Below are 13340 nucleotides of genomic sequence, written 5' to 3'. Positions count from 1 at the left end.
TCCTCGGCATACCTGACGCCTTCCCGGACAAAGTGGCCGGTCCTGCCGAGCCTTACAGCGAACAGTTTTAGCCCTTATAAGCCGCCGCCAGAATCAACGCCTTCATCTCCGCCACGGCTGATTTAAAGCCGACAAACAGCGCGTGAGCCACCAGCGCGTGGCCGATGTTCAGCTCGTTCACACCTTTGATCGCCGCGACGGCTTCGACGTTGTGGTAATGCAGGCCGTGCCCGGCGTTGACGATCAAACCTTCAGCCAGACCAAAGGCGACGCCATCAACAATGCGTTGCAGCTCGTCAGCGACAGCCGTCGGGGTTTGCGCGTCGGCATACCGGCCGGTGTGCAACTCGATGGCCGGCGCACCCACACGCCTGGACGCGGCGATCTGCCGCTCATCGGCATCGATGAACAGCGACACTTCACAGCCAATCTTGCTCAAGCGTTCAACGGCCGCCTGAATGCGCGCTTCCTGACCTGCGACGTCGAGACCGCCCTCGGTGGTCAATTCCTGGCGGGTTTCCGGCACCAGACAGACATGCGCGGGGCGCAGGCGCCCGGCGAACGCCAGCATGTCCTCGGTCACGCCCATTTCGAAGTTCATGCGCGTCTGCAACACGTCCTTGAGCAGCAGCACATCACGTTCCTGGATATGGCGGCGGTCTTCACGCAAATGCACGGTGATGCCATCGGCGCCCGCCTCTTCGGCATCCAGCGCGGCCTTGACCGGGTCCGGGTAACGCGTTCCCCGGGCCTGACGCAACGTGGCGACGTGATCGATATTGACGCCAAGAAGGATGCGAGTGCTGTGAGTCACGGGTGTCTCCTCAAAGATGGGCGGAACAGGTCGGTGAGCATAAAGCCTGTTTATGGCTTGCGAAACAGTTCGCGACTGACTAATGGTCGGCCGCCCAAGTGAACGGCCAATGCCTGACGCATCAACCGCTTGGCGGCCGACAACGCTCCCGGCGCGCTCCAGTCGGCTTCGGCCATGGCCAGCAGCTCGACGCCCTGGAACAGACCCGGCTGCAACAGATACACCCGCTCCAAGCCGGCGTCCACTTGCAGACGGTACATGCCGTCGCTGGCCAGCGGTTCGCCATTGATATCCATGTCCAGCGCGAAACCGTAGCCGAGATCGTCGAGCAGGCGCCATTCGAAAGAACGCAACAGCGGTTCCAACGGACGACCTTCGGCCAGAGCCAGCAAAGTTGCAGCGTAGTGATCAAAAACAGCGGGATGGGGATCTTCGGCGGGCAACAGGCGAATGATCAGCTCATTGAGGTAAAGGCCGCTGAACAGCGCCTCGCCTATCAGCCAGCTGGCCACGCCCGAGGCTTCCATGCGCCCGACATTCTTCAGTTCGCCACGGCCACGAAATTCGATCTCCAGCGGTACAAACGGACGCGCCAGGGTGCCGGCCTTGCCACGCGCACTGCGCAGCACGGCGCGCAAGCGACCTTGCGGCGTGAGGAAATCGACGAGTGCGCTGTTCTCACGGTACGCCCGGCTGTGCAACACGTAAGCAAGTTGGCCGATTGGCGCGCTCATTGTTCAGGCTGGCTCGAAAGAGGCGAAGACAAGGCAGGAATGTAACTGCCCATGGCAGAGCGCAGCGAAGGCTCCACCATTGGGCATTGAGCTTACAGGTCGCCGTAGCCCAACGAACGCAGGGCGCGCTCGTCATCGGACCAGCCGCCTTTGACCTTGACCCAAAGGTTGAGCATGACCTTGGAGTCGAACAGCAGCTCCATGTCGCGGCGCGCGTCGGTGCCGATGCGCTTGATGCGCTCGCCCTTGTCGCCAATGATGATTTTCTTCTGGCCATCACGTTCGACGAGGATCAAGGCGTGAATGTGCAGGGTTTTGCCCTGCTGCTTGAACTCTTCGATTTCAACGGTGATCTGGTACGGCAGCTCGGCACCCAACTGCCGCATGATCTTCTCGCGAACCAGCTCGGCGGCCAGGAAGCGGCTGCTGCGGTCAGTGATCTGGTCTTCCGGGAAGAAGTGCTCGTTTTCCGGCAGGTGCTTGGCAATCAGGGTTTCCAGCGCTTCAAGGTTGTGCCCGTGCTGCGCGGAAATCGGCATGATCGACGCATTGGGCAGCTGCCCCTGCAGCCATTCCAGATGCGGCATCAGCTCGGTCTTGTCTTCCAGGCGGTCGGTCTTGTTGATCGCCAGGATCACCGGGCCCTGCACGTACTGCACGCGCTCCAGCACCATCTGGTCTTCGTCGGTCCAGCGCGTACGGTCAACCACGAAAATAACCACATCAACGTCTTTCAACGCGGCTGATGCGGTCTTGTTCATGTAGCGGTTGAGTGCTTTTTCGCCGTTCTTGTGCATGCCCGGGGTATCGACATAGACCGCCTGGATGGCGCCTTCGGTCTTGATACCCAGCATGTTGTGACGCGTGGTCTGCGGCTTGCGCGAAGTGATCGCCAGCTTCTGACCCAGAATATGGTTGAGCAGCGTGGATTTGCCCACGTTCGGGCGGCCGACAATGGCGACATAGCCACAGCGTGTTGCGATTGAATCATTCATGGCCGTTCTCCACGCCAAGGGCAATGAGTGCTGCGGCCGCTGCTACCTGTTCGGCAATGCGACGGCTGACACCCTGACCCCGGCTTTTTTCATTCAATAAGGTGATCTCACATTCGACGAAGAAAGTTCGGCAATGCGGTTCGCCCTGGATATCCACCACTTCATAACGCGGCAGGTCACAGGCACGCGACTGGAGAAACTCCTGCAGCCGGGTCTTTGGATCTTTGTTGGTGTCGACCAGCGTCAGGCTGTCGAACTCGGTGGTGAGCCAGTCCAGAACCCGCTCACGCGCCGCGTCCATGCCGGCATCAAGGTAGATCGCACCAATCAGCGCCTCAAGTGCATCGGCAAGAATCGACTCGCGACGAAAACCGCCGCTCTTCAGTTCGCCGGAACCCAGACGCAAGTACTCGCCCAGATCGAAACCACGCGCCAGCACGGCCAGGGTTTCGCCTTTTACCAGACGCGCCCGCAGGCGAGACAACTGGCCTTCGCGCGCCTGTGGGAAGCGGTCGAACAAGGCTTCACCGGCGACGAAGTTGAGAATGGCGTCACCGAGGAATTCCAGACGCTCGTTATTGCGCCCGGCAAAGCTGCGGTGAGTGAGGGCCAGGACCATCAGTTCCTGATCCTTGAAGGTATAGCCGAGCTGGCGCTCCAGGCGACTCAACGAAACGCTCACGGTTTACCCACGCTGAATGTGTCGTCGAACTTGACCACCAGATCGATATTCTGGATCAGTGCTTCACGCTTCTCGTATTTCAAATGGGCGAGAAACTTGTTGTTTTCCACCGTCACACTTAACACCTTGTTCAAATCCAAATCCCGAATACTGTTGACCTGCATGCTTTTACCGACATAACTGTAGAAATCGCTGACCGTGGTGATATCCAGCGAAGGATTGGTCTCGACCGCCTCAATGGCGCTCTTGAGCGACCGGTGGTCCAGATAATGCGGGACCAGCTTGAAGGCCACATTGACGACAAACGCCAACAGCGCCAGCGCCAACAGCCATCCCACAAACGACAACCCTTTCTGCGAACCGGCGACTTTCATATGAAACCTCAAGGATAGCCCGTCGAAAGCGGTCGACAGGATTGCTCCACTGCGACACCGATTCGAGCCAGCCCAAATGACATACGGCGCTGTATCACACAGCGCCGCATCGATTACTTGATCAACCCTACCCGCGAGAAGTTGGGCAGGTGACTCAATTTAGGCTCAGGCCAGCTCATCCATACGGCGAACGCCTTGCCGACAATGTTCTTGTCCGGAACCATGCCCAGCTCGTCCTTGGGAATACTCGGATCATCCCAGTAACGGCTGTCGTTGGAGTTGTCCCGGTTGTCGCCCATCATGAAGTAATGCGCAGCCGGAACCGTCCATTCACGATCAGGTGGCGCCCGATAACGGGTCATTTCCTGACGGATCTGATGCTCGACCTCGCCCAGCTTCTCGTTGTAAAGCTCCGCGCTGCCCAGCGTGCCCGGCTCAGTGCCGATCAACTGCTTGGCCACCAACTCACCATTGACGAACAGCTTCTTGTCACTGGTGTAGCGGATCTGGTCGCCCGGCAAGCCGACGACGCGCTTGATGTAGTTGACGCTCGGATCGCTCGGGAAGCGGAACACCATTACATCGCCACGCTGTGGATCGCCAATCTGAATGACTTTCTGGTCCAGCACCGGCAAACGAATGCCGTAGGAGAACTTGTTCACCAGAATGAAATCACCCACTCGCAGCGTCGGGATCATCGAGCCCGAAGGAATCTGGAACGGCTCAACCAGAAACGAACGCAGGACGAGAACGATGAACAGCACCGGAAAGAACGATTTGCCGTATTCGACCAGCAAAGGCTCTTTGTTCAGGCGCTCGACAACCTCGATGTCCGGCTGAGTGACACTGCCTTGATACGTCGAGATGGCCGTCCGGCGACGAGGCGCCAGGACGATCAGATCGAGTAATGCCAGCAGACCGCAGACAAAAACAGCGATGACTAACAACAGCGGGAAATTTAGTGACATAGGACCTGACTATTCCAACCTGAGCACTGCAAGGAAAGCTTCCTGTGGAATTTCCACGTTGCCGACCTGCTTCATGCGTTTCTTACCGGCCTTTTGCTTCTCCAGCAATTTACGCTTACGGCTGACGTCGCCGCCATAACATTTGGCCAGTACGTTCTTTCTCAGCGCCTTGACAGTGGTACGTGCCACAACCTGCCCGCCAATGGCGGCCTGGATTGCCACATCGAACATCTGCCGAGGGATCAACTCTTTCATCTTCTCGGTCAACGCGCGACCTTTGTAGTTCGCGTTGTCGCGGTGCACGATCAATGCCAGGGCATCGACTTTCTCACCATTGATCAGTACATCGAGCTTGACCAGGTTAGCGGACTGGTAACGATCGAAATGATAGTCCAGCGACGCATAACCACGGCTGACCGACTTGAGACGATCGAAGAAGTCCAGAACCACTTCGTTCATCGGCAGGTCGTAGCTCACTTGCACCTGAGTACCCAGGAACAGCATGTCGTGCTGAACGCCGCGCTTTTCAATGCACAGCGTAATGACGTTCCCGAGGTGCTCCTGGGGCACAAGAATATTGGCCCGCACAATCGGCTCGCGCGTATCTTCGATGGTCGACAGATCCGGCAGCTTGGACGGGTTATCAACGTAAATCGTTTCGCCGGTCTTGAGCAGCAGCTCGAAAATAACCGTCGGCGCAGTCGTGATCAGGTCCAGGTCGTATTCGCGTTCGAGACGCTCCTGAATGATCTCCATGTGCAGCATGCCGAGGAAGCCGCAACGGAAGCCGAAGCCCAGTGCATCGGAGCTTTCCGGCGAATACTGCAGCGACGAGTCGTTCAGCGTCAGCTTCTGCAGCGCTTCACGGAAGTCTTCGAAGTCGTCGGAGCTGACCGGGAACAGACCGGCGTAAACCTGCGGCTGAATGCGCTTGAAGCCAGGCAGCACTTCGACATCAGGCGTGGTGCTCAGGGTCAGGGTGTCGCCAACCGGCGCACCGTGAATGTCCTTGATACCGGCGATGATGAAGCCCACTTCACCGGCTTTCAGGTCAACCGTGGCCGTGTGCTTGGGAGTAAACACGCCCACGCTGTCGACCAGGTGCATCTTGCCGGTGGATTTGACGAGAATCTTGTCGCCCTTGCGGACCCGACCGTGACGCACACGCACCAGGGAAACAACGCCCAGGTAGTTGTCGAACCAGGAGTCGATGATCAAGGCTTGCAGTGGCGCTTCGATATTACCGGTCGGTGCGGGAATGGTATGGACCAGACGCTCCAGCACCAGGTCGACGCCCATGCCGCTCTTGGCGCTACAGGCCACGGCGTCAGTGGCATCGATGCCGATGATCTTCTCGATTTCTTCCTTGACGCGGTCCGGATCGGCCTGCGGCAGGTCCATCTTGTTCAGCACCGGCATGACCTCAAGGCCCTGCTCGATGGCGGTATAGCAGTTGGCTACCGACTGGGCTTCAACGCCCTGGCCCGCATCGACCACCAGCAGCGCGCCTTCACAAGCAGCCAGGGAACGGCTGACTTCATAGGTGAAGTCCACGTGGCCCGGGGTGTCGATGAAGTTCAGCTGATAGGTTTTGCCGTCGTTGGCCTTGTAGTGCAGCGTGACGCTATGGGCCTTGATGGTGATCCCGCGCTCGCGCTCAAGATCCATGGAGTCAAGTACCTGGGCTTCCATCTCGCGCTCGGACAAGCCGCCGCACATCTGAATGAAACGGTCGGCCAGCGTCGACTTGCCATGGTCAATGTGGGCGATGATGGAGAAATTGCGGATATGACTCAAATCACTCACGGATCAACACTCAAAAAGGTTGCAGGCAGTTTACCCGCCGAAAAATAGCCGGGAATTGTACCTGAAGTAACGCCGGGGCGTCACGTTCACAGGCGAGCGGATCGGCATTAGCCTGTGTGCCGCGCATAAGAAAGGGCGGTAATGACCGCCCTTTCTGGCTAACGCAAGCGACTACTCCGCAAGCTTGAAGGTGATGAAGCTGGCGCGACCCTGACGCAGCACACGCAGGGAAACCGAACGATTCTTCGGCAGGCCTTTTGCCACCTCAGTGAAGTTCTTCGCCGACGAGATCGCCTGATTGTTCAGGTGAGTGATCACATCGCCAGGCTGCAGACCAATCAATGCCGCAGGACCTTCCTGCACTTCCTTGATGATCACGCCGCCCTTCAGGTCGAGGCTTTTTTGCTGTTCGGCGGTCAGATCAGCTACGGAAACGCCCAGACGATTACTGCTGCGCTCTACGCCCGAACCGTCCGCCGCGCCCATTTCCTGACCTTCGTCCGGCAACGCGCCAACCGTGACTTCCAGTGTCTTGCGTTTGCCTTCGCGGATAACATCCAGCTGAATCTTGCTGCCATCTTTGAGGTTACCGACGATTTGCGGCAAATCAGCCGACATCACGATGGGATGGCCATTGGCATTGAGGATCACATCGCCCACTTGCAGGCCGCCCTTGGCAGCCGGGCCGTCTTCAAGTACCTGGGCAACCAGCGCACCGGCCGGCTTGTCCAGCCCGAACGATTCAGCCAGGTCTTTGTTGACCTCCTGAATGACGACGCCCAGCCAGCCGCGATTCACCTTGCCGCTGGCCTTGAGCTGATTGGCTACGTCCATCGCGACGTTGATCGGAATGGCGAACGAAAGGCCCATGAAGCCGCCGGAGCGCGTGAATATCTGGGAGTTGATCCCGACCACCTCACCCGACATGTTGAACAGCGGACCGCCGGAGTTGCCCGGATTGATCGCAACGTCGGTCTGGATGAACGGCACGTACGTGTCGTTGGGCAGGCTGCGGCCTTTGGCACTGACAATGCCTTTGGTCGCCGAGTGATCAAAACCGAACGGCGAACCGATAGCCAGTACCCATTCGCCGACTTTCAACTTCTCGGAATCGCCCAGTTTCACGGTTGGCAAATCCTTGCCTTCGATCTTCAGCACGGCCACGTCGGTGCGCGGATCAGTGCCGATCAGCTTGGCTTTCAGCTCACTGCGATCGGACAGGCGAACCAGAATTTCGTCGGCGCCTTCAACCACATGGTTGTTGGTCAGGACATAGCCGTCAGCGGAAATGATGAAACCTGAGCCGAGGGATTGTGCTTCACGCTGACGATCCCCTTTGGGGGAGCCAGGCGCGCGCGGGCCCTGGTTTGGCATGCTGCGCTCAAGGAATTCGCGCAACATCGGCGGCAGACCTTCAAGATCCGGCATCTGCCCGGCGACCGCACGATCCGGCAATTTCTGGCGGGTACTGATGTTTACCACCGCGGGCGATGCTTGCTCGACGAGCGTGGTGAAGTCTGGCAACGCCTCGGCCTGGGCAGTAGCCACCTGGCCCAACATCAGCACAGCGGCCATCAGGGAAAGATAGGACTTAAAGCTTGGTATCAACATACGGCTCCCGTTAACGATGAGCATGATTAAGCAATACAGATCGAACGACACAACGGCTCGCGTGAAGCACTCGGAAAAAGCGCGCGGCCATCAGTCAGCATTTTTGGCTCGGAAACAACAAAGGCCAGAGCTGCGAAGCTGTGACCTATAGAAAAAAACGAGGATTTTTGCAACTTGCATATCTCACCAAACGTTTCAGCGAGTGCCCCAGCGACCCCGAAAAGCCAGTCTATACGGCGTATCGGGCCCAAGATGAAAGCTTTTACATCTTGGGCCCGGATCATCGCCAAGCCGACTACTTTTTGCTCGGCGGGACGTCGGCGCTGCGCATGGAGAGCGCGATACGTTCGGCAGTCCCAAGCGGTATTTCACCGACAACCGTCACCATGGCATCACCTTTGGGCGTCGTCAGACGTCGCGATACTGCTACGGTAGGACCGAGCTGCGTACGGATATCAGTGACTGTCGCGGCACTCACCGGCTCGATAAACACCGAGAATCGCGAAAGGCCGTCGTCATACATGAGGCTGGAGACCAGCACCTTTGACGTCGGGTCCATACGAGATGTATTGCTGGTCAGCTCGAAGCCGGGTGGAGTCCATTCGGAACGCCACGGACCGGGTTTGCCGGGGGCTTCAGGCTTGGCCTTGGTCAAATCGACTGGTTTGCAATCAGCGCTTGGCTGCAAGACCTGATCGGTCGGGATATCTGCCGTATCGAGTTCAGTGAACTGGAAACGCTCCAGCAACTGCCCCTTCTCGCTTAACAACAGCGATTTGAGTGGCAATGCGGTTTCGTTGTCCAGATGCAATTCAATGCCGAATCGATGCTGATCCTTGGGCGTCAGCGCAATAATTGTCGCCGCGCGGCCAGCCACTCTCGACTTGCCGGCATTTTTCATGTCGTACAAAGCCGATAGTTTCTTTGGATCGAATGTTCTTGCCGGGGAATCAGGCAGATTGCTGACGCCCGCTTCAAGAGTACCGCTGACGCACTGGGTCAAACCATCGACGCGCAACACTTCCTGCGCGGAGCCATCCAGCTGAAGCAGATGCTCCCTGACCTTGCCACCGACCACGCGGTGCCAGATCCGATGGGTAGAAAAACTACCATTGCGCTCGTAAACAAAAGTACCTTGAAAGCTTTGTTGTTGCTGCGCCTGCGCAAGACGCTTGAGCATATCTTGCGCATCATCGGCATGAGCAGGGAGGACAAGCCACCCACCTAACAGCAACGGCAGTAGAGGGACGGCGCGCATGATCCTCCTTAACGGTTTTCCAGGCTGGCGGCGCGAGCGTAAGGCAGAGCGCTTTCAGTCCCCTTCAACGCAGCTTGCTGAGCATGTTGACGCAGGTAACCCGGCAAACGCTGATCATGCCAGCCAGCCTGGTTCTGCAATACACCGTTAGCCATCGGACCAGGTGCCTGCTCAGTGCTTTCTGTATAGCCAGCCAACACTGCCGGACCCTTCACTTGCGGGGTAGACAGAGCTGCAGGTTGTTGAGTCTGCTGTGCAAGTTGAGCACCGGCAATCTCGTCCTGGTTGTACAAGCGAACGCCAGCCAATACCGCAACAGTGACGGAGGCAGCAACTGCCAAACGACCCAGGCTACGCCAAGGACCACGACCGGCCTTGAGTGGGCTGACTTCATCGGCGATTGCGGCAGATACAGCAGCCGTAATATCCAGATGAGGGAGCAACAGCTCTTTATGCATGGCTGCACGGGCAATCTGATAACGAGACCATGTGGCACGTGTGTCCGCATCGTCAATGGCATTTAATACCCGACGTAATTCCAATTCGTCCGCTTCGTTATCCATCACCGCGGACAGCGATTCCTGCAGGGCTTCACGACTCATGGCGGTTCCTCTCTTGGCTATCGCCGCTGTCTCAGGATTCCTGCAACAAAGGCTGCAGGGCTTTATCGATGGCTTCCCGAGCGCGGAAAATCCGAGATCGCACGGTACCCACCGGACATTGCATGACGCTGGCAATGTCCTCGTAACTCAGACCATCGAATTCACGTAAAGTTAGAGCCGTACGCAAATCTTCTGGCAGCAACTGGATGGTTCGATGGACAGTTCCTTCGATTTCATCCCGCAGCAATGCACGCTCTGGCGACTCGATGTCCTTGAGGCCATGATCGCCATCGTAGAACTCCGCATCTTCAGACCTTACATCGCTATCTGGCGGCCTCCGACCTCTGGACACCAAATAGTTTTTCGCCGTGTTAATGGCGATGCGGTACAGCCATGTGTAAAAGGCGCTGTCTCCGCGAAAGTTTCCAAGCGCGCGATAAGCCTTGATAAAAGCTTCTTGCGCAACGTCCTGGGCTTCATGGGTGTCGTGCACAAACCGCACGATCAACCCGAGAATCTTGTGCTGGTATTTCAGCACCAACAGATCAAAAGCTCGCTTGTCGCCGCGCTGTACGCGTTCGACCAGCTGCTGATCCTCTTCCTGGGTTAGCATGAACACTCCTCATTGAGCTTAAAGGAGCATTGCAACGGCCATTGTATCGGCTTGCATACATAGACTCGGGCTTCTCGCAAAAGTTCTCCCCCTCCAAGCAAGTTTCCGGCTGACACTCACAGGCCTGCACGAAAAACGCAGCTCGAACTAGGTCGGCTGCGCGAATAATCTTGTCGTCGAAATCGCTGGCAATGGCTGTAATTAGCCCCGCATTAAGCCGACGCTGTCCTTTTAAAGGCAACCTGCTATTGAGCCTGGGCGCTATCAAAAAGTTCCCAGATTTAACAATCAGGTGTAAGACCCACTTTACCTTTCCTGTAGGAAAAACTATCTGGCGCCGTATTACTCTGCGTCAAAGCCAACTGGAAATGGGTATGCACGATGCTTTGGACTGGCGCACAATCCCAAGCCGCTGTGGTTTCACAATGCCATAAAAGTGCGGCCATTGTGCCGTTCCACCCATACTTATACTAGTGGCCGCTTGATGCGGAATTCAGACATGAGCCAACATTTCCAACACGATGTACTGGTGATCGGCAGCGGCGCGGCAGGCTTGAGCCTTGCGCTGACATTGCCCGCTCATCTGAGCGTTGCGGTCTTGAGCAAAGGTGAGCTGGCCAATGGCTCCACATTCTGGGCTCAGGGCGGCGTTGCTGCGGTGCTGGACGACACTGACACCGTGCAATCCCACGTCGAAGACACCCTCGATGCGGGCGGCGGCTTGTGCAATGAAGACGCCGTGCGATTCACCGTCGAGCATAGTCGTGAATCAATTCAGTGGCTGATCGATCAAGGCGTGCCGTTCACTCGTGACGATCAGACCAGCACGGAAGACGGCGGATTCGAATTTCACCTGACCCGTGAAGGCGGCCACAGCCATCGACGAATCATTCACGCGGCGGATGCCACCGGTGCCGCGATCTTCAAGACATTATTGGCCAGGGCCAAGGAACGGCCGAACATCGAGCTGCTGGAGCAACGTGTCGCGGTCGATCTGATCACCGAACGACGCCTGGGCCTGGACGGCAAACGCTGCCTCGGCGCCTACGTCCTCAACCGTAGCAGCGGGGAAGTCGACACCTATAGCGCGCGCTTCACGATTCTGGCAACGGGCGGTGCCGCCAAGGTTTATCTGTACACCAGCAACCCCGACGGCGCCTGCGGCGACGGCATCGCCATGGCCTGGCGTTCGGGTTGTCGGGTCGCGAATCTGGAGTTCAACCAGTTCCATCCCACTTGCCTCTACCATCCGTTGGCCAAGAGTTTTCTGGTGACCGAGGCGCTACGCGGCGAAGGTGCTTACCTCAAGCTGCCCAATGGCGAGCGCTTCATGCAGCGCTTCGATCCGCGTGCCGAACTGGCGCCGCGTGACATCGTGGCCCGAGCCATCGACCATGAAATGAAGCGCCTGGGCATCGATTGCGTTTATCTGGATATCAGCCACAAACCGGCAGACTTCATCAAGAGCCACTTTCCGACCGTTTACGAACGCTGCCTGGAATTTTCCATCGATATCACTCGCCAGCCGATCCCTGTGGTTCCGGCCGCGCATTACACCTGCGGCGGCGTCATGGTCGACGAGCATGGGCGCACCGATGTGCCGGGCTTGTACGCCATCGGCGAAACCAGCTTCACCGGTCTGCATGGCGCGAACCGCATGGCCAGCAATTCGTTACTGGAATGCTTTGTCTATGCCCGATCCGCAGCGGCCGACATTCTGCGCCAGCTGCCCGAAAGCGCTGCCCCGCAGAGCCTGCCCAGCTGGGACGCCAGCCAGGTGACCGATTCGGATGAAGACGTGATCATCGCTCACAACTGGGATGAGCTGCGGCGCTTCATGTGGGACTACGTCGGGATCGTGCGCACCAACAAGCGCCTGCAACGCGCCCAGCACCGGGTCCGCATGCTGCTGGATGAAATCGACGAGTTCTACAGCAATTACAAGGTCAGCCGCGATCTGATCGAGTTGCGCAATCTGGCCCAGGTGGCCGAGTTGATGATCAATTCGGCCATGGCGCGCAAGGAAAGCCGTGGCCTGCATTACACCCTGGATTACCCGGACATGCTGCCCGAGGCGCTGGACACTATTCTGGTGCCGCCCACCTACGCCGGCTGAACTTCAAGCGTACCCGCAGGCGCCGGTGCTCGTCCGGCGCCATTGCATCCAGGGGGATACACAGCCCGCACACCCACCGCGCACCTGAGCCGCCCTTGCCTGCCAACCGGAAGCGCAGCACTACGAGCAGCGGCAGCGCCATGCTGTCACGACGCAACTGCACAGCTTGCCAGCCATCGCGGCGATTCCACAGTTGCCACCCTTCGGCATTACGCCGCAGGGCGGTAAATGCGCGAGGACTGCCAAGCAAGATACGGCGCGGGATGATCCAGCACGCGTGCGCGGCGCACAGCACAACACCGCCGAGCAACGCCCACGTCGGGATATCCAGCAGATAAAGCGAGGTCAGTGCCAGTAACTGGGCACTCAAATACGCCGCAAGCAGCCAACGGGACGGCTGCCAACGGCATTCGAATCGATCAGGCAGGCTGGACACGATCCAGAATCATGCGAACCATGCGCTGCAGCTCGGCGTCTTCCGACTCCGCGCGCTGCATGAACCAGCCGAACATATCCTGGTCCTCACACGTCAGCAGGCGGCGATACAGATCGCGGTCCGCATCGTTAAGCGTCGGGTAGACTTCCCGGACAAACGGTACCAGCAGCACATCCAGTTCAAGCATGCCGCGGCGGCTGTGCCAGTAAAGGCGGTTGAGTTCGACGTCTTCGACCATGGAGCGCTCCTCGAAATAGGCGGCGAGTATACAACTGCAGGCCAGCTGCGCGAACCGCACAATGGTCGCAGTAGTTTTCATGTACACATAATG

The 13340-nt window shown here is 58.1% G+C and carries 14 protein-coding genes; 1 reads left to right on the top strand and 13 read right to left on the bottom strand.

Going from position 1 to position 13340, the window contains the following annotated elements:
• Window positions 1-67: 67 nt before the first annotated feature.
• The 11 genes from pdxJ to rpoE form a co-directional block, all read right to left on the bottom strand.
• Window positions 68-814 (bottom strand): pyridoxine 5'-phosphate synthase, encoded by a 747-nt coding sequence (pdxJ, locus tag CFII64_RS01080; protein WP_020288889.1) that lies wholly within the window; start codon window positions 812-814, stop codon window positions 68-70.
• Window positions 815-864: 50 nt separating this feature from the next.
• Entirely contained in the window at window positions 865-1548 is a 684-nt protein-coding gene (gene recO / locus CFII64_RS01075) for a DNA repair protein RecO (protein WP_020288888.1), read from the bottom strand.
• 92 nt (window positions 1549-1640) lie between these two features.
• Window positions 1641-2543: a GTPase Era gene (gene era / locus CFII64_RS01070; RefSeq protein ID WP_020288887.1), complete on the bottom strand. Its 903-nt coding sequence runs from the start codon at window positions 2541-2543 to the stop codon at window positions 1641-1643.
• On the bottom strand, window positions 2536-3225 hold the full coding sequence (rnc, locus tag CFII64_RS01065) for a ribonuclease III (protein WP_020288886.1): 690 nt from the start codon (window positions 3223-3225) through the stop codon (window positions 2536-2538). The genes era and rnc overlap by 8 nt, the downstream gene beginning before the upstream one ends.
• Window positions 3222-3599 (bottom strand): DUF4845 domain-containing protein, encoded by a 378-nt coding sequence (locus CFII64_RS01060; protein WP_020288885.1) that lies wholly within the window; start codon window positions 3597-3599, stop codon window positions 3222-3224. Before CFII64_RS01060 ends, rnc begins: the two co-directional genes overlap by 4 nt.
• Window positions 3600-3712: 113 nt before the next feature.
• Entirely contained in the window at window positions 3713-4567 is an 855-nt protein-coding gene (gene lepB, locus CFII64_RS01055; RefSeq protein WP_020288884.1) for a signal peptidase I, read from the bottom strand.
• Between the two features lie 9 nt (window positions 4568-4576).
• Complete coding sequence (gene lepA / locus CFII64_RS01050; RefSeq protein ID WP_020288883.1) at window positions 4577-6373, bottom strand: translation elongation factor 4; 1797 nt, start codon at window positions 6371-6373, stop codon at window positions 4577-4579.
• A gap of 171 nt (window positions 6374-6544) precedes the next feature.
• A complete protein-coding gene (locus tag CFII64_RS01045) occupies window positions 6545-7948 on the bottom strand; it encodes a DegQ family serine endoprotease (protein WP_229635482.1) in 1404 nt (467 codons plus the stop codon).
• 331 nt (window positions 7949-8279) lie between these two features.
• Window positions 8280-9242, bottom strand: a complete 963-nt coding sequence (locus tag CFII64_RS01040) for a MucB/RseB C-terminal domain-containing protein (protein WP_044901077.1) — start codon at window positions 9240-9242, stop codon at window positions 8280-8282.
• Between the two features lie 8 nt (window positions 9243-9250).
• Window positions 9251-9844: a sigma-E factor negative regulatory protein gene (locus tag CFII64_RS01035; protein ID WP_020288879.1), complete on the bottom strand. Its 594-nt coding sequence runs from the start codon at window positions 9842-9844 to the stop codon at window positions 9251-9253.
• A 31-nt stretch (window positions 9845-9875) separates the two neighbouring features.
• Window positions 9876-10457 (bottom strand): RNA polymerase sigma factor RpoE, encoded by a 582-nt coding sequence (rpoE, locus tag CFII64_RS01030; RefSeq protein WP_020288878.1) that lies wholly within the window; start codon window positions 10455-10457, stop codon window positions 9876-9878.
• 499 nt (window positions 10458-10956) lie between these two features.
• Here rpoE and nadB point away from each other — a divergent pair, with 499 nt between their 5' ends.
• Window positions 10957-12573, top strand: coding sequence for an L-aspartate oxidase (gene nadB / locus CFII64_RS01025; RefSeq protein ID WP_020288877.1), 1617 nt, complete (start codon window positions 10957-10959; stop codon window positions 12571-12573).
• On the opposite strand, the gene CFII64_RS01020 is transcribed toward nadB, so the two are convergent.
• Complete coding sequence (locus CFII64_RS01020) at window positions 12542-13009, bottom strand: protein YgfX (protein WP_020288876.1); 468 nt, start codon at window positions 13007-13009, stop codon at window positions 12542-12544. The two genes, nadB and CFII64_RS01020, sit on opposite strands and share 32 nt — an antisense overlap.
• Window positions 12993-13247 carry a succinate dehydrogenase assembly factor 2 gene (locus tag CFII64_RS01015; RefSeq protein WP_020288875.1) on the bottom strand — a complete coding sequence of 85 codons (255 nt, stop codon included), beginning with the start codon at window positions 13245-13247 and terminating at the stop codon, window positions 12993-12995. Before CFII64_RS01015 ends, CFII64_RS01020 begins: the two co-directional genes overlap by 17 nt.
• Between the last annotated feature and the right edge of the window lie 93 nt (window positions 13248-13340).

Source organism: Pseudomonas sp. CFII64, from assembly GCF_000416235.1.
In the GTDB taxonomy this organism is placed as follows: Bacteria; Pseudomonadota; Gammaproteobacteria; order Pseudomonadales; family Pseudomonadaceae; genus Aquipseudomonas.
The sequence above is the reverse complement of the archived record's forward strand: the minus strand, read 5'-3'. Positions and strand labels throughout refer to the sequence as shown.

What these genes read in the sequence shown, in the direction of transcription:
- CFII64_RS01045 (WP_229635482.1), bottom strand. Translation starts at nt 7,948, where the DNA reads ATGGCCGCTGTGCTGATGTTGGGCCAGGTGGCTACTGCCCAGGCCGAG.
- CFII64_RS01035 (WP_020288879.1), bottom strand. Translation starts at nt 9,844, where the DNA reads ATGAGTCGTGAAGCCCTGCAGGAATCGCTGTCCGCGGTGATGGATAAC.
- CFII64_RS01015 (WP_020288875.1), bottom strand. Translation starts at nt 13,247, where the DNA reads ATGGTCGAAGACGTCGAACTCAACCGCCTTTACTGGCACAGCCGCCGC.
- nadB (WP_020288877.1), top strand. Translation starts at nt 10,957, where the DNA reads ATGAGCCAACATTTCCAACACGATGTACTGGTGATCGGCAGCGGCGCG.
- rpoE (WP_020288878.1), bottom strand. Translation starts at nt 10,457, where the DNA reads ATGCTAACCCAGGAAGAGGATCAGCAGCTGGTCGAACGCGTACAGCGC.
- CFII64_RS01060 (WP_020288885.1), bottom strand. Translation starts at nt 3,599, where the DNA reads ATGAAAGTCGCCGGTTCGCAGAAAGGGTTGTCGTTTGTGGGATGGCTG.
- recO (WP_020288888.1), bottom strand. Translation starts at nt 1,548, where the DNA reads ATGAGCGCGCCAATCGGCCAACTTGCTTACGTGTTGCACAGCCGGGCG.
- era (WP_020288887.1), bottom strand. Translation starts at nt 2,543, where the DNA reads ATGAATGATTCAATCGCAACACGCTGTGGCTATGTCGCCATTGTCGGC.
- CFII64_RS01040 (WP_044901077.1), bottom strand. Translation starts at nt 9,242, where the DNA reads ATGCGCGCCGTCCCTCTACTGCCGTTGCTGTTAGGTGGGTGGCTTGTC.
- lepB (WP_020288884.1), bottom strand. Translation starts at nt 4,567, where the DNA reads ATGTCACTAAATTTCCCGCTGTTGTTAGTCATCGCTGTTTTTGTCTGC.